The sequence below is a fragment of the Kitasatospora sp. NPDC092948 genome, assembly GCF_044754805.1.
Lineage (GTDB): Bacteria > Actinomycetota > Actinomycetes > Streptomycetales > Streptomycetaceae > Kitasatospora.
The window spans coordinates 854,616-874,866 of record NZ_JBIVPU010000002.1 but is presented as its reverse complement, the minus strand read 5'-3'; the positions used below and the strand labels follow the sequence as shown (position 1 = coordinate 874,866).

Here is a 20,251-nt window from a genome sequence, read left to right as displayed (position 1 = left end):
ATCCACGTCAGAGAGGGGGGACCGACGCCCGGGGGTGAGACGCCTGGTGGTCAACCTTCTCATCACCGGCGACCCGATCGGTGTCATCCCGGTCGGAGGGCGGTTCCGCGTCGGCCGGCTTTCCGTCGGCACCCGGCCGGTCGCCGTCGCCCCGGCCGCCGCCCTTGCCCTTGTCCCGGCCGCCGCCGCCCTCGTCCTTGCCGTGGTCGTCACCCCGGCCGTTGCCGTTGCCGTCGTCGTCACCGTCGCTGTCGCCGTCGCTGTCGCCGTCGGACAGCGGGCGGTCCGGGTCCTCGTCGATCTCGCCGGCCGCCTTGCGCTTCTTGCGCTGCAGGTAGAACCGCACGCCGGCGAGGATCATCAGCGCGGTGCCGCCGGCGATCACGTACGTCACACCGCTGGCCACCGAGGTGACGTCGACGGTGAACTCCACCGGATCGCCGTAGGGCTGCGCGTTCGGGCCGGTGGTCCACAGCTCCGCGGTCACCTGGACCTGGCCGTTGACCTGCGCCTCGGCGGGGAAGCGGAAGGTGCGGGAGGTGGTGGCGTCCAGCACCACCGGCTGGTTCTCGCCGACGTTGAGACGGTTCGGCTGGGTGGAGTACAGCCGCAGCTCCAGGTTGCCGACCGCCTGGGTGAGGTCGTTCTTGACGCTGATCAGCAGCGTCGCGTTGTCGCCCGGCAGCGTCACGGTGCTCTTCTTCGGCACCCGGACGGCCGCCTTCAGGTTCTTCAGGTAGGTCTGCACCCCGGCCCGGTAGTCGATGCCGGCCTTCTGCTGGTCGCGCCAGCTGGCCGACATCGACCGCACCATGGCGGCGCTGAACGAGCCACGGACCCGCTCCGGCTGGGTGAGGATCATCATCAGCTGCTCGACGCCGTCCTGGATGCCCATGGTGTCGACCAGCTCGTCGGCGGACAGCTCGGTGCCGGTCGCTTCGCCCGGGTACTCGTTCGGCACGCTGGTGTTGGCGGTCGGGTCGGCGGGGATCTCGGAGACCTTCTGCAGCGTGGCCGGAGTCACCCAGCCGCCGTTGCCGGACGCCGCCTGCATCGAGTCGTGCAGCGCCTGCGCGGTGCCGACGGTCATCGACCGGGACGGCAGCACCAGCAGGCCGCGCGGGTGCTCCGGCTCCTGGTGCGCGATCGCCAGGGTCTCGGCCAGGAACCGCTGCTGGACCGCGGTGCGGTCCTGCACGGTGGGCAGATCCTTCTGGAACAGCGAGGCGAGCACGGCGTCCGAGACCACCGCGGTCTGCCCGTTGCCGATCGGACGCGCCGCACTCGGCGTGTACGTCAGCTTGTCGGACTCCGGCATCGACGCGCCGTTGACCAGCACCAGCCGGCCGCCCGCGGTGGCCGACACGACCGCCGTCCGCTGGTCCAGCAGGCCCCGGTACGGCCAGGCCACGTCCGAGTGGGCGTTCACCGACAGCCGCAGCTCGGTGGTGACCTGACCCGCCGTCATCGCCTTGCGGAGCGCCGCGTCCATGCCGTTCAGCCCGGTGCCGTGGTGCGCGATCGACGCCAGGTCCGGGTCGGCGTACGGCAGCGACACCACCTCGGAGTCCTGCCCGGCCACCGCCGTCTTCAGCTTCGCCAGCCAGGCCACCGCCGCGTCGTGGCCGGTGCCCGGCACGGTGTTGTCGTCGCGCGCGGACTCGCCGGAGGTGCCGGGCTTCTGCACCCGGTACGGCTTGGTCATCGCGAACACGGTGTCCAGCAGGTCCGGGTCGATCGCCCAGGTCAGGTTCGGCATGGTCTTGCCGATGTCGACCAGCTGGTTCAGCCGCCCGTCGCCGGTCAGCTCGCCCGCCAGGCTGTCGTCCCGCAGCACCGGCGTCTGGTCCTGGTCCGGCATGGTCTGCGCGACCAGCACCGGCGCGTGGGTCAGCGGCCAGACCACCGACACCTGCGAGGGCCTGGCGGTGGCGTGGCCCTGGAACGGCAGGTAGGTGCGGGCGATGCCCAGCGGGTGCGGCACCCGGTCGCCGCCGGTGGTGCCCCAGAGGTCCACCGCCAGCTCGTAGCTGCCGGTGTCCTTGGCGTTCAGCGCGGACACCGGCACCGGAAGGGTGAAGTCCTTGCTCTGCCCCGGGGCCAGGTCGCCGAAGTCCTGCGCCGGGCTGTCCAGCGCGATGCCGTCCTTGGTGCTCGGCGTGGACCAGGAGCCCATCAGGTCGATGTCGCTGCGGGTCGTCAGCATCGGCTTGCCCGCGCTCGGCTGCCGCACCTTGACCGTCGAGGACTTCAGCGTCTCCGCACCGGAGTTGGTGACCTTGCCGGTGATCGTCACGGTGTCGTTCTCGTGCGCGATCTTCGGCGACGCCCCGTTGCCGACCTGCACTGTGTCGATCTGCACCGTCGCCGGGTACTCGCCCGCCGCGGTCACCAGGGCGCCGGGCCCGGCCGCCGCCGGGGCGGCCGCGACGGCCCCGACCAGCCCGCCCGCCAGCAGGGCGGCGGCGCCCCTGGCCAGCCGGCCCGTCCACCGTCCGCGGCGCCCGGCCCCTGCCGCGCCCCGCCCGGTCCGCTCGTCCACGCGCGTCCTCGCCGTTCCTGATCGTCTCGATCGACCCACGCACCGGCACGGCCCCGCCCGACCCCGGCGGCCTCCGACAAGGAGCGTTCACCCGGCATGGTAACGACGTTGCGCGGCCCGCAGTGTCGCGGGCCGGAAGCTGAGGAGCGGGCGGGGCGAACGAAACGAGAAGGCGGTGCAGCAGGGCGGGCACGTACCCTTGTGAGCCGTGTCCACTGCCAATGCGTCCAGCACCAATCATTCCAGCTCCGCCGACCGGGTCGCCCTGCCGGGGCTCACCGAGGCGCAGACCCTCGGCCTCCAGGAGCTGCTGCGGGTCTCCCCGGTCGCCGACGAGATCGCCCGCCGCTTCCAGGACGCCGGCCACCGGCTCTCCCTGGTCGGCGGTTCGGTCCGGGACGCCCTGCTCGGCCGGCTCGGCAACGACCTCGACTTCACGACCGACGCCCGCCCGCAGCAGATCCTCAAGCTGGTCAAGGGCTGGGCCGACGCGGTGTGGGACGTCGGCATCGCCTTCGGCACCGTCGGCGCGCGCAAGGACACGCCCGAGGGCTCGTTCCTGATCGAGATCACCACGTACCGCAGCGAGGCCTACGACCGCAGCTCCCGCAAGCCCGAGGTCAGCTACGGCGACTCGATCGAGCAGGACCTGGTGCGCCGCGACTTCACCGTCAACGCGATGGCCGTCGACCTGCCCGGTCGGCAGTTCGTCGACCCGCACCGCGGCCTGGAGGACCTGGAGGCCCGGGTGCTGCGCACCCCCGCCACGCCCGAGGAGTCCTTCTCCGACGACCCGCTGCGGATGATGCGGGCCGCCCGCTTCGCCGCCCAGCTCGACTTCGAGCCGGCGCCCGAGGTGGTCGCCGCGATGACCGCGATGGCCGAGCGGATCACCATCGTCTCCGCCGAACGCGTCCAGGCCGAGCTCAACAAGCTGCTGCTCGCCGAGCACCCGGTCAAGGGCCTGCGCCTGCTGGTCGAGACCGGCCTCGCCGACTTCGTGCTGCCCGAGCTCCCGGCGCTGCGCCTGGAGAGCGACGAGCACCACCGCCACAAGGACGTCTACGAGCACTCGCTGACCGTCCTGGAGCAGGCCATCGCGCTGGAGACCGAAGGCCCCGACCTGGTGCTGCGCCTCGCCTCGCTGCTGCACGACATCGGCAAGCCGCGCACCCGCCGCTTCGAGTCCGACGGCCGGGTCTCCTTCCACCACCACGAGATGGTGGGCGCGAAGATGACCCGCAAGCGGATGCGCGAGCTCAAGTACTCGAACGAGCTGATCAACGAGGTGTCCCGGCTGGTCGAGCTGCACCTGCGCTTCCACGGCTACGGCGGCGGCGAGTGGACCGACTCCGCGGTGCGCCGCTACGTCACCGACGCCGGCCCGCTGCTGGAGCGCCTGCACAAGCTGACCCGCTCCGACTGCACCACCCGCAACAAGCGCAAGGCCGCCGCGCTGTCCCGCACCTACGACTCGCTGGAGGAGCGGATCACCGCGCTCCAGGAGCAGGAGGAGCTGGACGCGATCCGGCCCGCGCTGGACGGCAACGAGATCATGCAGCTGCTCGGTCTCCGCCCCGGCCCCGCGGTCGGCCGCGCCTACAAGCACCTGCTCGAACTGCGCCTGGAGCACGGTCCGATGGAGCACGAGGCGGCGGTCGCCGCGCTGCGCGAGTGGTGGGCGGCCCAGCCGCAGGACTGACGCCGGGTCAGTTGCGCCGCCCGGGGTCGCCGGGGTGCTGGCCGTTCATCGGGCTCAGGCAGAACTTCTTCTTCTGCTGGTGCCCGGTCCGGCCGTACCTGGCGTGGTAGGTGTCGGTCGCCCCCGGGGTGTTGCTGCAGCTCGGGGTGATCAGGCTGTCGGTGTTGTACTTCTGCAGCACGTGCCACCGGGCGTCCGCGGAGCCGCAGGACACCACCTTGCGCCTGCTGTCCAGGCAGTCTCCGCGCTTGGGCTCCGGGGTCGAGGTGAACACGATGTAGACCACGCCGACGGCGGCCGCCGCCAGCAGGGCGATGAGCAGCCGGAGCCGCCATTTGCCCCTGGGCTTCTCGATCTTCGGCTCGGGCGCCTGACCCCAGGCCGGCAGCTGCTGCCCCTGCGGGTCACCGGCCGGCGGCTGCCCGTAGGCCGGGGGCTCCTGCCCGTACGCGGGCTGCTGTCCGTACGCCGGGGCCTGCCCGTAGGCGGGTTGCTGCCCGTACGCGGGCGGCTGGGCGTAGCCGGAGGGCTGTCCGTACGCGGGCGGCTGCTGGCCGTACGGGCCCGGCTGGCCGGGCTGCCCGTACGGGCCGGGTGGCGGCGGAGTGCTCATCTGGTTTCCCCCCAGGACGATGAAAGCGGTGCCGTGCGCCCACGACCCTAGCGGCAGACTCCCCGTCAGGTCCGGCGTGCGGCCCGGAAGTACAGCACCGCGCCGAGCGCGTACAGCGCCGCGAGGCCCAGCACCACCGGCGCCGAGCGGCCGTCCAACGGCAGCACCAGGGCGGTGGCGCCGGCCGCCGCGACGAACGAGACGTTCACCAGCACGTCGTAGACGGCGAACACCCGGCCGCGGTACTCGTCCTCCACCGACTCCTGCACCAGGGTGTCGGTGCAGATCTTGGTGCCCTGGGTGACCACGCCCAGCAGCAGGGCCGCGATCATCGCCGGGACCTCCCGGAACGGCAGGCCGAGCGCCGGGACGAACACGGCCGCGCCCGCCAGACAGGTCGTCATCCAGCCGTGCAGGCCGAGCCGCCGGGTGCACCACGGGCTGACCACCGCGGCCAGCGCGAATCCCGCCGCGGACATCACGACCGCCAGGCCCAGGGTGGCCAGGCCGCCCGCGGTGTCCTCGGCGAGGTTGAAGGTGTACCGGGAGAGCATCAGCACCATCACGGTCAGCATGCCGTAGCAGAATCGCGCCAGGGTGACGGCCGCCAGCGCGTGCACGGCCGGCCGGCAGTCCCGGACCAGATGCCGCAGGCCGGCCCGCAGGTCGTTCCAGGCGCTCGCCAGCGCCTCGCGCACCGACGGCAGCCCGGCCCGCAGCGCGGGGCCCAGCTCGTCCGGCCCGATCCACTTCGCGGCCAGCGCCGCGGACAGGTACAGCAGTGCGGACAGCAGCACTGTCACGGCTTCCGCGTTCCGGCCGGACATCGCCATGCCCACCAGGAGTCCGAGACCGGCGCCCCCGGCCGCCGCGACCGTGCCCAGCGTCGGCGACAGGGCGTTGGCGGTGACCAGGTCGGACGGGGCCACCACCCGGGGCAGCCCCGCCGACAGGCCCGACAGGATGAAGCGGTTGAGCGCCATCATCAGCAGCGCCGCCGTGTAGAACGCCCAGCGCGGCGCTCCGCCCGCGATCAGACCGACCGCCAGCAGGCAGAGCCCGAAGCGGGTCAGATTGCCCATCAGCAGCACCTGCCGGCGCCGCCAGCGGTCCAGCAGGACTCCGGTGAACGGGCCGACCACCGAGAACGGCAGGGTCACCACCGTCAGCGCCACCGCGATGTCGGTGGGGGAGGACTGGTGCTCCGGGGAGAAGATCGCGTAGTTGGCCAGGGAGGCCTGGAACACCCCGTCCGACAGCTGCGAGAGCAGGCGCACCGTCAGCAGCCGCCGGAACCCGGCACCGTGCAGCAGGCCTCGCAGGGTGGCCTCGCGCGGGGGCTGTTCGGTGATCACCCGCCAAGGGTGCCACGAGGTCGACGGCGTTTCACGTGAAACATCCGCCAACTTCGAGCGACGCGCGCCCCCTGCGCGCTTCCGCACCACCGGTGCCGCCGCCGGTTGGAGGTCGTTGGGCACTTACGGGGGAAGAACCATCTCGGAACGACGGGAGGCTCCCCATGCGAGACGAGTTCACTGCCCTGCTGCTCGGCCAGGTCGGCTACCACGAGGGCCGGGATGCCGACGGCACCTGGAACAACCGCCAGCGCTACAGCGAGGAAACCCCCGGCCTCGAATGGTCCGACGGCCAGCCCTGGTGCGCCACCTTCGAGGCCTGGGGCGCCCACCGCACCGGCATGGACAACCTGTGGCCGATGACCGCGTCCTGCCTCGACGCCGTCGCCTTCTGGCGCCGCCAGAACCGCTGGACGCCCTACCCCGTCCTCGGCGGCCCCTTCTACCTCGGCCCCGACGGCGGCGAGCACACCGGCGTCGTCTACGCCTACGACGCCGACACCATCTACACGGTGGAGGGCAACACCAACGACTCCGGGTCCACCGAGGGCGACGGGGTCTACCGGAAGTCGCGGGCCCGGCGCGGGCCCGGGTCGCCGTACGGGTACGGGGTGCCGGCGTACCCGGAGGGAACGGTGTCGGCGGACCCGGCGCTCGGGGGGATCCCGGCGGCGCGGACGTCCGGGCAGGCGACCACGCCCACGCCCGGCACGCCGCAGTGGCCGGGGCGGTACCTGCGGGTGCAGTCGCCGATGCTGCACGGGGACGACGTGCTGATGTGGCAGCAGCGGATGGCCTGGCGCGGCTGGTCGATCACCGCGGACGGCTGGTACGGGCCGGCCTCGGCGGGCACCTGCCGGGCCTTCCAGCAGCGGCACGGCCTGTCGGTGGACGGCGTCGTCGGGCCGGTCACCTGGAACGCGACCTGGTCCTGACCGGTGCGCGGAAACGCCGGAGGGCCGCCCCGTGCACACGGGGCGGCCCTCCGGTCGTGACTGACGAAACGTCAATGCACGGGGTACGGCTCGGCGCTCACGTCACCGCGAGCAGGCTTCGCCGACGCTCAGCGCTCGACCTCGCCGCGGATGAACTTCTCGACGTTCTCCTTGGCCTCGTCGTCGAAGTACTGCACCGGCGGGGACTTCATGAAGTACGAGGACGCGGAGAGGATCGGGCCGCCGATGCCGCGGTCCTTGGCGATCTTCGCGGCGCGCACGGCGTCGATGATGACACCGGCCGAGTTCGGGGAGTCCCAGACCTCGAGCTTGTACTCCAGGTTCAGCGGGACGTCGCCGAACGCGCGACCCTCGAGGCGGACGTACGCCCACTTGCGGTCGTCGAGCCACGCGACGTAGTCGGACGGGCCGATGTGGACGTTCTTGGCGCCCAGCTCACGGTCGCGGATCTGCGAGGTGACGGCCTGGGTCTTGGAGATCTTCTTGGACTCCAGGCGCTCGCGCTCGAGCATGTTCTTGAAGTCCATGTTGCCGCCGACGTTCAGCTGCATGGTGCGCTCGAGGATGACACCGCGGTCCTCGAACAGCTTCGCCATCACGCGGTGCGTGATGGTCGCGCCGACCTGGGACTTGATGTCGTCGCCGACGATCGGGACACCGGCCTCGGTGAACTTGTCGGCCCACTCCTTGGTGCCGGCGATGAACACCGGGAGGGCGTTCACGAAGGCGACCTTGGCGTCGATGGCGCACTGGGCGTAGAACTTGGCGGCGTTCTCGGAGCCCACCGGCAGGTAGCAGACCAGAACGTCGACCTGGCGGTCCTTCAGGATCTGGACGACGTCGACCGGGGCCTCGTCCGACTCCTCGATGGTCTCCCGGTAGTACTTGCCCAGGCCGTCGAGGGTGTGGCCGCGCTGGACGGTGACGCCGGTCGGCGGCACGTCGCAGATCTTGATGGTGTTGTTCTCGCTGTTGCCGATGGCGTCGGCCAGGTCGAAGCCGACCTTCTTGGCGTCCACGTCGAAGGCGGCGACGAAGTCGACGTCCTTCACGTGGTAGTCGCCGAACTGGACGTGCATCAGGCCGGGGACCTTACCGGCCGGGTCGGCGTCCTTGTAGTACTCGACACCCTGCACCAGCGAGGCGGCGCAGTTGCCCACGCCGACGATGGCTACGCGAACCGAACCCATTCCGGTTGCTCCCTGAATCTCATGAGCCTCGCCGTGGTGTGGCGACGCTCGTTCCACATCTGTTCTGACTGTCTGACGGGCGCGCGGGGCGCCCACGCCTCGCCGCGAGCGGCGGCAAGGCCGGCGCGGTGCTGCTACAGCGCTCCGGTCAGGAGCGCCCCGGGCGGTCGTACGGTGGTCCGGGCGGATCCGAGGACCCGGCGGCCGGACCACGGCCGTCCGAAGTTGGGGGGGACGCGGGGCCGCGTCCGTTTCTGGTGGCCCGCTCGGTCTCGATCAGCTCGTTGAGCCAGCGGACCTCGCGTTCCACGGACTCCAGGCCGTGGCGCTGGAGTTCGAGGGTGTAGTCGTCGAACCGCTCGCGGGTGCGGGCGATCGAGCTGCGCATCCGCTCCAGCCGCTCCTCCAGCCGGCTGCGGCGGCCTTCCAGCACGCGCATCCGGACGGCCCGGTCGGTCTGGCCGAAGAAGGCGAAGCGGACACCGAAGTGCTCGTCCTCCCAGGCGTCCGGACCGGACTCGGCGAGCAGCTCCTCGAAGCGCTGCTTGCCCTCGGCGGAGAGCCGGTAGACGATCTTCGACCGCTTGCCGTTGAGCGCGGTGGCCGGGACGTACTCGACGTCCGGGTTGTCCTCGACCAGGAAACCCTGGGCGACCAGGCTCTTCAGGCACGGGTAGAGCGTTCCGTAGGAGAAGGCCCGGAACGAGCCCAGCAGGACGTTGAGCCGCTTGCGCAGTTCGTAGCCGTGCATCGGGGCGTCGTGGAGCAGGCCGAGGACGGCGAATTCGAGGACGCCGGAGCGTCGGCTCATACCGCCTTCCTCCTTCCGTTGCGGGGTCCTGCTCGTCGGATGCCGGGCCGACCCGCAAGGTATGCCGGGCCGATGTGTCGCACCGATGTATCGGCTCGATATATCGGCAACAGTAACCCTGGGTCACGAAAGGAGCAAGAGGGGCACGCGTAACCGCGATCACAAGGCCTCTGGGCAACGGGCATGCAATAAATCTCGGTCGGTTCGTCCGGGTTGGCTTCCAATGCCCGATTGGACACCTTTCGGGGAGCCGTACTCTGTCGCCTGTGCACCCGGACCGAGGAGCTGCTGAGAGATGAGCGAACACCGGCGTAGGCCGGCCAATCCCGGGGGCGAGCAGCCGCCCTCCAGGCGGGGGCCGGGCGAACGTCCCTATGCCTACGGCAGCCCGGTCGAGGGCGCACCCGACTACGTCCGCAACGGGCGTGAGCCGTCGGCCGATTCCGGCCGTCCCGGTCCGGGAGCGGGTCCGGGTGGCCGTCGTGCGGTGCGGGAGACCGCGCAACAACCCCGGATGACCCGGGCGGAGATGCGCAAGCAGTCCCGCAAGGGCGGCGGTGGCGGTGGCGGCGTCCAGGACGGCCCGCCGAACGGGCGGAGCGCCGGCCGCAACGGCAAGCCGGGCAAGCCCGGCAAGAAGCGGCTGATCGACTACCCGCGCTTCGGCAAGACCGGCTTCAAGCGCTGGATGCCGTCCTGGAAGCAGGTGCTGAGCCTGTTCCTGATCTTCTTCGGCGGCAGCGTGGCCGCCGTGGGCGCCGCGTTCGCCCTGGTGCCGGTGCCGGACGCGAAGACCTCGGTCCACATCCAGAACAACATCTACTTCTGGGCCGACGGCACCGAGATGGCCCGCAAGGGCGACGCCAACATGCAGTGGGTGGAGCTCTCGGAGATAAGCCGGCCGGCCCAGGACGCGGTGATCGCGGCCGAGAACGAGACCTTCCGCACCGACAAGGGCATCGACCCCAAGGGCATAGCCCGCGCCGTCTACAACATGGCGACCGGTGGCGAGACCCAGGGCGGGTCGACCATCACCCAGCAGTACGTGAAGAACGTCTACCTGACCCAGGAACAGACGCTCAGCCGCAAGGCGAAGGAATTCATCATCGCGCTGAAGATCAGCGACGACAAGGACAAGATCCTCACCGGCTACCTGAACACCAGCTGGTACGGCCGCGGCGCGACCGGCATCCAGGCCGCCTCCCAGGCGTACTACGGGGTGGACGCCAACAAGCTGGACATCTGTCAGAGCGCCATGCTGGCAGGCCTGTTGAAGGGCGCGGCGCTGTACGACCCGACCCTGAACGCCGGCAACCACGACCGGATGCAGGACCGCTGGAACTACGTTCTGGACCGGATGCAGGCGACCAAGGCGATCACCGCCGACGACCGCGCCAAGTGCGGGCCGACGTTCCCCAAGCCGATCGACGTGAAGGCCCCGGCCAGCATGACCGGCGAGGTCTACTACCTGGTGGAGACCGCCAACCAGTTCGTCCTGGCCAAGGACAAGACCATCGACGACGCCAAGCTGAACCGCGGCGGCTTCCAGATCCACACCACCTTCGAGAAGGACAAGGTGGACGCCCTGAAGGAGGCCGTGGACCAGGTCAAGAGCGAGTCCCTGAAGCCCGACAAGCGCGAGGCGGACAAGTTCGTCCAGGTCGGCGCCGCCTCGGTGCGGCCGAACGACGGTGCGATCGTGGCGCTCTACGGCGGCGACGGCATCGAGAACGGCCACTACAGCAACAACGCGGACTCCAAGGTCCCGGTCGGCTCGACCTTCAAGCCGTTCGTGCTGGCCGCCGCGATGCAGTACGGCGTGCTGACCAAGACCGGCGCGAACGGCGATCCGACCCAGATAAACCCGGACTCGCTGTACCTGGCGGACAACCTCTCGCCGATCTATTCCAAGGACGGCAAGCCGCTGATGGGCGACGACGGCAAGCCTTACAAGCAGCGCAACGACAGCCCGGGCAAGCCCGGCTACGTCACGCTGAAGAAGGCCATGCAGTGGTCGTACAACGTGCCGTTCGTGCAGCTCGGCCAGGACGTGGGCGGCAAGAACGTGGAGAAGATGGTCACCGAGCTGGGGCTGCGGCCCGAGAGCCTGGAGCCGTCCTCGACCATCACCTTCCCGCTCGGCACCTCGCACCCGAGCTCGATCCGGATGGCCTCGGCCTACTCGGTGTTCGCGGCCCGCGGTCAGCAGACCGACCCCTACTCGGTGTCGAAGCTGCTCTACAACAACGTCGAGAACCCGATCTTCACCAAGAGCCAGCCGAAGAAGGTGCTGGAGGAGGCGGTCGCCGACAACATCACCGACGTGCTGGAGAACGTGGCCAAGAACGGCACCGGTAACAAGACCAACGCGCTCGGCCGGCCGGTGGCCGGCAAGACCGGTACCACCGACGCCGGTACCTCGGCCTGGTGGGTCGGGTACACCCCGGAGCTGACCACCGCGGTCGGTATGTGGCGCGAGGAGAGCGGCAACCCCAAGCTGCTGTCGCTGGACGGCACCGCGGGCCACGAGTCCGTGCACGGTGGTGACTTCCCGACCGACATCTTCACCCGCTACATGAAGACGATCACCAAGGGCACCCCGGTGAAGGACTTCCCGACCCCGGCGCCGTGGGGCACCGAGGTCGACTCCTCGGGTGCTCCGATCAGCCCGTCGGCGTCCACCTCGGCCTCGTCCTCCGCGCCGGAGGAGCCGACCGGGCCGGCCGAGCCGCCCGCCTCCCAGTCCCCGGAGGGCCCGAGCGGGTCGCCGAGCAGCAGCGCGAGCTGCCCGGGCAACGGCAACGGCAACGGAAATGGCAACGGCTGCGGGCCGAGCAGGTCGTCCAAGCCGTCGACCAAGCCGAGCGACAGCGCCAGCGGCAGCGCGAGCCCGCCGGGCGGCGGAGCCGGAGGCGGCGCAGGCGGCAACCTGGTCGGGATCATGGGCCAGTAGGGCGCACCGTCCGAATCCCGGCGGAACCACCACAGAGGGGCACCGGATCGCGAACCGCGATCCCGTGCCCCTCTTCGGTTGCGGGCGGGGGTGCGGCAGTATGTGCGCCATGACGTCCAGCCTGCGTGACGAGACCTCGGCGCCCGGACCGGCTGCGGCCGCGGGGCCGCTGCCGAACACCGTGGTGGTGCCCGCGGACGAGGACCCGGTCTCGGAGGCCGGCAGCGAGTTGTTCGGCGGCCCGCCCGGGCGTCGGGCCCTGCTCGGGGTGTCCTGGTGGACACCCGCCAAGTTCCTTGCGGTGGCCGTGATCGCCGTCTACCTGGTGGGCCTCTTCCAGAAGGCGCCGTGCTACCAGAGCGGTTGGTTCTTCGGCGCCACCAGCCAGTACACGCACGCCTGTTACAGCGACATCCCGCACCTGTTCTCGGGGCGCGGCTTCGCGGACGGCGGACGCCCGTACCTGGACCCGATCCCGCAGGGCTCGCCGGACATGCAGTACCTGGAGTACCCGGTGCTGACCGGTCTGTTCATGCAGATCGCGGCCTGGCTGACCACCCACAACGGCGACATCATGAGCCGCGAGCAGTGGTTCTGGCTGGTCAACGCCGGAATGCTGATGATCTGCGCGGTGGTCGCGGTGATCGCGGTCTCCCGCACCCAGCGCCGCCGCCCGTGGGACGCGCTGCTGTTCGCCCTCGCCCCGTGCCTGGCGCTGAACGCCACCATCAACTGGGACCTGCTCGCGGTGGCGCTGGCCGCCGTGGCGATGGCGTACTGGTCCGGGTCCAAGCCGGTGTGGGCGGGTGTGTTCATCGGCCTGGCCACCGCCGCCAAGCTCTATCCGGTGCTGCTGCTCGGCCCGCTGCTGGTGCTGTGTCTGCGGACCGGCAAGTGGAAGGAGTTCGGGCTGGTCTTCGGCGGCGCGGCCGGCGCCTGGCTGCTGGTCGACGTGCCGATCATGCTGGCCAACTGGAAGGGCTGGCTGACCTTCTACAGCTTCAGCCAGGTCCGCACCGAGGACTACGGCTCGTTCTGGCTGATCCTGATGCAGACGGTCCGCAACGGACAGCACCTGGAGAGCCTGAACACCTGGATCGCCGGCCTGCTGGTGCTCAGCTGCCTGGCGATCGGCTGGCTGGCGATCAGCGCCCCGCGCCGCCCGCGCTTCGCCCAGCTGGCCTTCCTGGTGGTCGCCGCGTTCGTGCTGACCAACAAGGTGTACTCGCCGCAGTACGTGCTCTGGCTGATCCCGCTGGCGGTGCTGGCCCGGCCGCGCTGGCGGGACTTCCTGATCTGGCAGGCCTGCGAGGTGCTGTACTTCCTCGGCATCTGGTCGTACCTGGCCTACAACGGCGACGCCAAGCACCACGGCATCGACCTGCAGTGGTACCACTTCGCGATCGCCCTGCACCTGGTCGGCACCCTGTACATCTGCTACCTGGTGGTCCGCGACATCCTCTACCCGGACCGCGACCCGGTGCGGTGGGACGGAAGTGACGACCCGTCGGGCGGTGTGCTGGACGGCGCCCCGGACCGGTTCGTGCTCGGCTCCGCCCGCGGCCTGCGCGAGGAGGAGAGCTACGCCGAGTACGCCCCGCAGGCCGAGGCCGACTGGCTGGTCGAGGCCGGGCCCGACCCGCAGCCCAAGTAGGCCCGCAGAAGGGCCCGAGGAGCACCGAAGCCCGACCGCCTTCCCGGCGGTCGGGCTTCCTCGGTTCCGGCACCGGTGCCGACACGGGCACCGGCGGCCTCAGCGGTCGACCACCCGGTCGAAGTGGGTGGTGGTGTGACGGACGGTCAGCGCCAGCTCGTCGCCCACCACGGGCGCCTTGAGCTCGCCGGGCAGGAACAGGATCGACACCTGCATGTGCGGCGGCTCGGCGAACCACAGCTGCTTGCCCTGCCAGGCGTACGGGGAGAGCGTCCGGTTCAGGGTGGCCAGGCCGGCCCGGGCCAGGCCCTTGGCGCGCGGCAGTATCCCGTGCACGTACTTGGGGGCCTCCAGGCCGACGCCGTGCGCGGTGCCGCCGGTGACGACCAGCAGGTGGCCGTCGGACGGGGCCTTGTGCTGCCGGTAGCCGTAGCGTTCGCCGCGCCCGATCGGGGTGACGTCCAGGACGGTGGCCCGGGAGGACATCGCGCCCACGTCGCCCAGCCACAGCCGGGTGCCGATCCGGGAGCGGAACTCGGTGTCGGGGTGGCGTTCGGCCAGCCGCCGCACGTCCCTGGCGGCCAGGTGGCTGAGGTAGACGGTGGCGGTGGGCAGCCCGGCCGCGCCGATCGCCCGGACCCAGTCGGCGACCTCGTCCACCGGGTCGGAGCCGTCCGGCCGGTCCAGCGGCAGGTGCAGCGCGAAGCCCTCCAACGTCAGGTGGTCGACCGGCAGTTCGGGGAGTTCGCCGACCCGGACGCCGTGCCGCCGCATGCTGGTCATGCCCTCGATCACCACGCGGGCGCCGGCGGGCAGCGCGGACAGCGCCTCGGCATGCGCGACGGTGCGGATCACCCGGTCGGCGGGCAGCTCGAGGTCGGGCTCGCCGACCCGGTAGGGGGTGAGCACCAGCAGGTCGCCGGGGAAGGCGTCGGCCACCGCCGCCGCCTCGTCCGCGGTGCCGACGGCCAGCAGGGGGCTGCCCAGCCGGGCCGCCTCCTCGGCCAGCCGCCGGTTGCCGAAGCCGTAGCCGTTGCCCTTGGCGACCGGGACCAGCCCGGGGAACTCGGCCAGCAGGCCGCGCTGGTGCGCCCGCCAGCGCGCGCCGTCCACGTACATCGTCAGGGTCATCGCGTTCTCCCTGTAAAGGTTCAGCGGCGCGACATGTAGAGGTCGAGCGCCTTGTGCAGCAGCTTGTTGAGCGGGTAGTCCCACTCGCCGAGGTACTCCGCGGCCTGTCCGCCGGTGCCGACCTTGAACTGGATCAGTCCGAACAGGTGGTCGTCCTCGTCCAGCGTGTCGCTGATGCCGCGCAGGTCGTAGACGCTCGCGCCGAGCGCGTACGAGTCGCGGATCATCCGCCACTGGATGGCGTTGGACGGCTTCACCTCGCGCTTGTGGTTGGCGGAGGCGCCGTAGGAGTACCAGACGTGCTCACCGACGGTGAGCATCGTGGTGGCGGCCAGCGCCTCGCCCTCGTGGTAGGCGAGGTAGAGCCGCATCCGGTTGGGGTCCTCGGCGGTGAGCGACTTCCACATCCGCTGGAAGTAGGACAGCGGGCGGGGGGTGAAGTGGTCGCGCTCGGCAGTGACCACGTACAGCTTGTGGAAGACCGCGAGGTCCTCGTAGCTGCCCTGGACCACCTCGACGCCGGTCTTCTCCGCCTTCTTGATGTTGCGCCGCCACAGCTGGTTGAAGCCGCGCTGGACGTCGTCCAGCGAGCGGCCGCCGAGCGGCACCTGGAACACGTAGCGGGGCTGCACGTCGCCGAAGCCGGCGCCGCCGTCCTCGCCCTGCAGCCAGCCGGAGCGGCGCAGGCGTTCGGCGGCCTCCAGGGCGCGCGGCTCGGACCAGTCCGGCTCGACGTCGCGCAGCCGCTTGGCCTCCTTGGAGGCGATCGCCTCCTTGATGGTGGCGGCCTCCCAGCGGCGGACCACCACCGGCGGGCCCATCTTCACCGAGAACGCGCCCTGCGACTTCAGGTGCGCCAGCATCGGCTTCAGCCAGCGGTCGAGGTCCGGGTCGAACCAGTCGATGACCGGGCCCTCCGGCAGGTACGCCAGGTACCGCTTCACCTTGGGCAGCTGGCGGTAGAGCACCAGTCCGGCGCCGACCAGCTCGCCGGAGGCGTCGAACCAGCCGAGGCTCTCGGCGCGCCACTCCGCCTTGACGTCCGCCCAGGAGGGCACCTGCATGTGGCTGGCCGAGGGCCGGCTCTGCACGAATGCCAGGTGTTCCTCACGCGTGATCGTCCGCAGACGCAGGCTCATGCTCCGTGCTCCTCCTCGTCAGACTTACCCAGGGTGACCCTATCGCCCGAATGGTCCGATTCGACCTGGATGCGGTCCGACATGGTTGTGCCCCCCCGTTCGTACCTGCTGGCACAGGTACTACGCCGGGAGGGCACCGGAGGTTGCGCGCCGTCGGACAGGTTCACCCGGTCCCACCGCGCGCGGTGGTCACCACACGCCCCCGAAGAGTCCCCCGTGCGCCACGCCGAGGAACAGGCCGAATGCGGCGGCGCCCGTCCCGATCACCACCAGGAAGCGTTCGGCGGTGGTGACCGAGACGAACAGGCCGACCATGCCGGCGATGATCCCGGCCAGTCCGGTCCACGAGCTGAGCAGGTGGAGGTTGTAGAAGAACGAGGTGACGAAGGCGACCGCGCCGAGCAGCAGGGTCACCCCGACCAGGGCGTTCTCCCGCGGGTGCGGGTTGCCGTCGGTGTTGAGGGTGAACTGCGGGCGGTGGACGTTCTGCGCCATAGGACCCACCTCCTGTGGTGGAGGGAACGTTCGTTCTGTCCAGATTGATACTGATGTGAGGGAAATGACAACCCCGGGATCCCGGTGTTTTGTCCGCCGGTCGGCTCACCCGGTAGGCTGGCCCCTCTGCACTGGTGTAGGGGCGTGTTCACGTGCCCCGACCGCCGGTGCCGACGCGCACAACCCTCCTGCCACGGAGAGACCGTGGCCGTTGAGTCCAAAGGAGGTGGGTTACACATGCGTCACTACGAGCTGATGGTGATCCTCGACCCGTCGGTCGAGGAGCGCGCTGTCGCCCCCCTGATCGAGAGCTTCCTCAACGTCGTCCGCACCGGCGGCGGCAAGGTTGAGAAGATCGACACCTGGGGTCGTCGTCGCCTGGCGTACGAGATCAACAAGCAGTCCGAGGGCATCTACTCGGTCATCGACCTCAAGGCCACGCCCGAGGTCGTCAAGGAGCTCGACCGCCAGCTCAGCCTGAGCGAGTCGGTTCTGCGGACCAAGGTCCTGCGCCCGGACACCCACTGAGCCCACTTCCGGCGTACGCGCCGGAGGGCTCGCGTCCGGTGTTCCACGTGGAACACCGCTGACGAGCACCGCAGAACTTCTTTCCGAGAGGTCATCACCACATGGCAGGCGAGACCGTCATCACCCTCGTCGGCAACCTCGTCGACGACCCCGAGCTGCGTTTCACTCCCTCGGGCGCCGCGGTGGCCAAGTTCCGCATCGCGTCCACCCCGCGCACCTTCGACCGTCAGACCAACGAGTGGAAGGACGGCGAAAGCCTCTTCCTCACGTGCAATGTCTGGCGTCAGCCGGCGGAGAACGTGGCCGAGTCGCTGCAGCGCGGCATGCGCGTGATCGTGCAGGGCCGACTGCGCCAGCGGTCTTACGAGACCAAGGAAGGCGAAAAGCGGACGGTCTTCGAGGTCGAGGTCGATGAGGTCGGCCCGAGCCTGCGCTCGGCGACCGCCAAGGTCACCCGCGCCAACCGCTCCGGCGGTCCCGGCGGCGGCGGTGGCTTCGGCGGCCAGCAGGGCGGCGGCGGGTACGGCGGCGGCAACCAGGGTGGCGGCAGCTGGGGTGGAAACTCCGGCGGCGGCCAGTCCGGCCCGTCCGACGACCCGTGGGCGTCCAGCGCCCCGTCCGGTGGTAACCAGGGCGGCAGCTGGGGTGGAAACTCCGGCGGCGGCTACTCGGAAGAGCCCCCGTTCTAAGCGGTGCGTGTCGGGCCCGTCGAGGGCCCGGCAACGCTGACAGATCTCGTACTTAACGGAGCACACAATGGCGAAGCCGCCTGCTCGCAAGCCGAAGAAGAAGGTTTGCGTCTTCTGCAAGGACAAGGCCACTTACGTGGACTACAAGGACACGAACCTGCTGCGGAAGTTCATCTCCGACCGCGGCAAGATCCGTGCCCGCCGGGTCACCGGCAACTGCACCCAGCACCAGCGTGACGTCGCCACGGCCGTGAAGAACAGCCGTGAGATGGCCCTGCTGCCCTACACCTCCACCACGCGCTAAGAGAGGGTGACCGAACAATGAAGATCATCCTCACTCACGAGGTCCCCGGCCTCGGCAGCGCCGGCGAGGTCGTCGAGGTCAAGGACGGCTACGCCCGCAACTTCCTGGTCCCGCGTGGCTTCGCCATCCGCTGGACCAAGGGCGGTCAGAAGGACGTCGACGCCATCCGTCGCGCCCGGAAGATCCACGCCATCCAGACCCTCGAGGCCGCCAACGAGGTCAAGGCCAAGCTCGAGGGCCTGCAGGTCAAGCTGGCCGTTCGCTCCGGCGACGCCGGCCGCCTGTTCGGCTCGGTGACCCAGGCCGACGTCGTGGAGGCCATCAAGGCCGCCAACGGCCCGGCCGTGGACAAGCGCGCCGTCGCGATCGCCTCGCCGATCAAGACCGTGGGCACCCACAAGGTCTCGGTCAAGCTGCACTCGGACGTTCAGGCCAACCTCGACGTCGCCGTCGTCGCTGCCTGATCTCTGCCGCAGAGCTGACGAAGGGGCCGGACTCCACGCGGAGTCCGGCCCCTTCGCCGTGCGTACGGGGGGCTCAGGCCCGGACGGCGCCGGTCACCATCCAGCGGCCGGTGCGTATCCGGCCGGTCAGGACCGCGGCCCGGGCCAGCATGAACAGGCCCATCGCCCACCACAGGCCGGCCAGGCCCAGGCCCAGCGCGGGCGCCGCCAGGGCGGCCGGGACGAACAGCAGCAGCGCGGCCAGCATCCCCCAGGCCAGGTAGCCGCCGTCGCCGGCGCCCATCAGCACGCCGTCCAGCACGAACACCAGGCCGCCGATCGGCTGGGTCAGCGCCGCCAGCAGCAGCACGGTGGACAGCAGGCCCCGCACCGACGGGTCGTCGGTGAACAGTGGGATGTACAGCGGCCGGGCCAGCACCATCAGCAGGCCCAGCAGCACGCCCGCGCCGATGCCCCACTCGACCATCCGCCGGGTCGCCGCACGGGCGCCCGGCAGGTCACCGGCGCCCAGGCAGCGGCCGATGATGGCCTGGCCGGCGATCGCCACGGCGTCCAGCGCGAAGGCCATGAACGACCAGATGGTCATGGTGATCTGGTGGGCCGCGATCTCGACGTCGCCCAGGTGCGCGGCCACCGCGGTGGCCAGCAGCAGGGCGGCGCGCAGGCTCAGGGTGCGCACCACCAGCGGGCCGCCGGCCCGGGCGGAGGCCTTGATGCCGGCGAGGTCGGGCCGCAGCCCGGCGCCCTCCCGGCGGGCGCCGCGGACCACCACGGCCACGTACACCGCGGCCATCGCGTTCTGCGCGATCACGGTGCCCCAGGCGGAGCCGGCCACCCCGAGGCCGGCGCCGTACACCAGGCCGAGGTTGAGCAGCAGGTTGGCGCCGAACCCGCCGATCGCCACCAGCAGCGGGGTGCGGGTGTCCTGGAACCCGCGCAGCACGCCGGTGGCGGCCAGCACCAGCAGCATCGCGGGCACGCCGAGGGCGCTGATCCGCAGGTAGGTGACGGCGTACGGGGCGGAGGTGGGGGAGGCTCCGAGCAGTTGGGCGGCCTGCGGGGCGAGGGCCAGCGTGAGCACGACCATGCCGGCGGAGAGGATCAGCGCCAGCCAGATCCCGTCGATGCCCTGCTGGACGGCGGCCCGGCGGTCGCCGGCGCCGATCCGGCGGGCGACCGCGGCGGTGGTGGCGTAGGCGAGGAAGACGAAGATCCCGGCGGCGGTGGCGAGCGCGGCGGAGGCGATGCCGAGGCCGGCCAGCTGGGCGGTGCCGAGGTGGCCGACGATCGCGGAGTCGGCCATCAGGAAGAGCGGTTCGGCGACCAGCGCGCCGAAGGCCGGGATCGCCAGGGCGAGGATCTCGCGGTCGTGGCGGCGGCGTTCGGCGGCGGGGGCAGGACGGGTGGACGTCGCGGGCATGACGTCCACCCTACTCATCCACAGGTAATGATCGCTAGTGGGTTTTGTCTCTTACTTCTCCTGTGGACGGACGGTGGATCGAACGGCCGATCGAACAGGTGGTCGGTCTCGTCCCCAGCTGTGTGAAGAATTTCTCATGCACAGGGTGGGGAAGGGGTCGCCGCAGGTCAGCGAGTTGACACCGGGGCGATCGTGTGGTTATCCACAGCGGTGTCCACAGGGTTGTGCACAGCTTTCCGGGGGTTCTCCACAGCCTCCGAGCACTTATCCACATGCCCTGTGGATAACCGTCTTGGAGGAACTGC

Annotated in this window: 17 protein-coding genes; 8 read left to right on the top strand and 9 right to left on the bottom strand. The window is 70.6% G+C overall.

From position 1 onward, the window contains the following. Window positions 1–7: 7 nt before the first annotated feature. Window positions 8–2,542 (bottom strand): DUF6049 family protein, encoded by a 2,535-nt coding sequence (locus tag ACIQF6_RS08835; RefSeq protein ID WP_400891824.1) that lies wholly within the window; start codon window positions 2,540–2,542, stop codon window positions 8–10. A 265-nt stretch (window positions 2,543–2,807) separates the two neighbouring features. On the opposite strand from ACIQF6_RS08835, the gene ACIQF6_RS08830 reads away from it, so the two are divergent. Next, window positions 2,808–4,244: a CCA tRNA nucleotidyltransferase gene (locus ACIQF6_RS08830; RefSeq protein ID WP_400892203.1), complete on the top strand. Its 1,437-nt coding sequence runs from the start codon at window positions 2,808–2,810 to the stop codon at window positions 4,242–4,244. Between the two features lie 7 nt (window positions 4,245–4,251). Here ACIQF6_RS08830 and ACIQF6_RS08825 read toward each other — a convergent pair whose 3' ends face one another. Next, entirely contained in the window at window positions 4,252–4,857 is a 606-nt protein-coding gene (locus tag ACIQF6_RS08825) for a hypothetical protein (protein ID WP_400891821.1), read from the bottom strand. A gap of 65 nt (window positions 4,858–4,922) precedes the next feature. Beyond that, the gene (locus tag ACIQF6_RS08820; protein ID WP_400891818.1) at window positions 4,923–6,212 is read right to left on the bottom strand and encodes an MFS transporter; all 1,290 of its coding nucleotides are present in this window, start codon (window positions 6,210–6,212) and stop codon (window positions 4,923–4,925) included. A gap of 164 nt (window positions 6,213–6,376) precedes the next feature. On the opposite strand from ACIQF6_RS08820, the gene ACIQF6_RS08815 reads away from it, so the two are divergent. Further along, window positions 6,377–7,147, top strand: coding sequence for a peptidoglycan-binding protein (locus ACIQF6_RS08815; RefSeq protein ID WP_400891816.1), 771 nt, complete (start codon window positions 6,377–6,379; stop codon window positions 7,145–7,147). Between the two features lie 128 nt (window positions 7,148–7,275). Here ACIQF6_RS08815 and ACIQF6_RS08810 read toward each other — a convergent pair whose 3' ends face one another. Next, window positions 7,276–8,358, bottom strand: a complete 1,083-nt coding sequence (locus ACIQF6_RS08810; RefSeq protein WP_043915344.1) for an inositol-3-phosphate synthase — start codon at window positions 8,356–8,358, stop codon at window positions 7,276–7,278. A 148-nt stretch (window positions 8,359–8,506) separates the two neighbouring features. After that, entirely contained in the window at window positions 8,507–9,169 is a 663-nt protein-coding gene (locus ACIQF6_RS08805; RefSeq protein ID WP_400891813.1) for a PadR family transcriptional regulator, read from the bottom strand. A gap of 514 nt (window positions 9,170–9,683) precedes the next feature. Between ACIQF6_RS08805 and ACIQF6_RS08800 the strand changes: the two genes are divergently transcribed. Both ACIQF6_RS08800 and ACIQF6_RS08795 read left to right on the top strand, forming a co-directional pair. Beyond that, a complete protein-coding gene (locus tag ACIQF6_RS08800) occupies window positions 9,684–12,122 on the top strand; it encodes a transglycosylase domain-containing protein (protein ID WP_400891811.1) in 2,439 nt (812 codons plus the stop codon). Window positions 12,123–12,222: 100 nt separating this feature from the next. Next, entirely contained in the window at window positions 12,223–13,776 is a 1,554-nt protein-coding gene (locus tag ACIQF6_RS08795; RefSeq protein WP_400891808.1) for a glycosyltransferase family 87 protein, read from the top strand. A 99-nt stretch (window positions 13,777–13,875) separates the two neighbouring features. Here ACIQF6_RS08795 and ACIQF6_RS08790 read toward each other — a convergent pair whose 3' ends face one another. From ACIQF6_RS08790 to ACIQF6_RS08780, 3 genes are all read right to left on the bottom strand, one after another. Next, window positions 13,876–14,907 (bottom strand): alanine racemase, encoded by a 1,032-nt coding sequence (locus ACIQF6_RS08790; RefSeq protein ID WP_400891806.1) that lies wholly within the window; start codon window positions 14,905–14,907, stop codon window positions 13,876–13,878. A 20-nt stretch (window positions 14,908–14,927) separates the two neighbouring features. Beyond that, window positions 14,928–16,046, bottom strand: a complete 1,119-nt coding sequence (locus tag ACIQF6_RS08785; protein ID WP_400891803.1) for a lipid II:glycine glycyltransferase FemX — start codon at window positions 16,044–16,046, stop codon at window positions 14,928–14,930. Window positions 16,047–16,235: 189 nt separating this feature from the next. Then, window positions 16,236–16,541: a hypothetical protein gene (locus tag ACIQF6_RS08780; RefSeq protein WP_400891801.1), complete on the bottom strand. Its 306-nt coding sequence runs from the start codon at window positions 16,539–16,541 to the stop codon at window positions 16,236–16,238. Between the two features lie 237 nt (window positions 16,542–16,778). Here ACIQF6_RS08780 and rpsF point away from each other — a divergent pair, with 237 nt between their 5' ends. The 4 genes from rpsF to rplI all read left to right on the top strand — a co-directional run bounded on the left by rpsF (window position 16,779) and on the right by rplI (window position 18,526). Next, complete coding sequence (gene rpsF / locus ACIQF6_RS08775; protein ID WP_400304541.1) at window positions 16,779–17,069, top strand: 30S ribosomal protein S6; 291 nt, start codon at window positions 16,779–16,781, stop codon at window positions 17,067–17,069. Window positions 17,070–17,170: 101 nt separating this feature from the next. Continuing rightward, the gene (locus ACIQF6_RS08770; RefSeq protein ID WP_400891799.1) at window positions 17,171–17,758 is read left to right on the top strand and encodes a single-stranded DNA-binding protein; all 588 of its coding nucleotides are present in this window, start codon (window positions 17,171–17,173) and stop codon (window positions 17,756–17,758) included. 67 nt (window positions 17,759–17,825) lie between these two features. After that, window positions 17,826–18,062, top strand: coding sequence for a 30S ribosomal protein S18 (gene rpsR, locus ACIQF6_RS08765; protein ID WP_030457605.1), 237 nt, complete (start codon window positions 17,826–17,828; stop codon window positions 18,060–18,062). A 17-nt stretch (window positions 18,063–18,079) separates the two neighbouring features. Further along, window positions 18,080–18,526, top strand: coding sequence for a 50S ribosomal protein L9 (rplI, locus tag ACIQF6_RS08760; RefSeq protein ID WP_035864395.1), 447 nt, complete (start codon window positions 18,080–18,082; stop codon window positions 18,524–18,526). A gap of 73 nt (window positions 18,527–18,599) precedes the next feature. On the opposite strand, the gene ACIQF6_RS08755 is transcribed toward rplI, so the two are convergent. Then, window positions 18,600–19,946, bottom strand: a complete 1,347-nt coding sequence (locus tag ACIQF6_RS08755) for an MATE family efflux transporter (protein ID WP_400891796.1) — start codon at window positions 19,944–19,946, stop codon at window positions 18,600–18,602. Window positions 19,947–20,251: the final 305 nt, after the last annotated feature.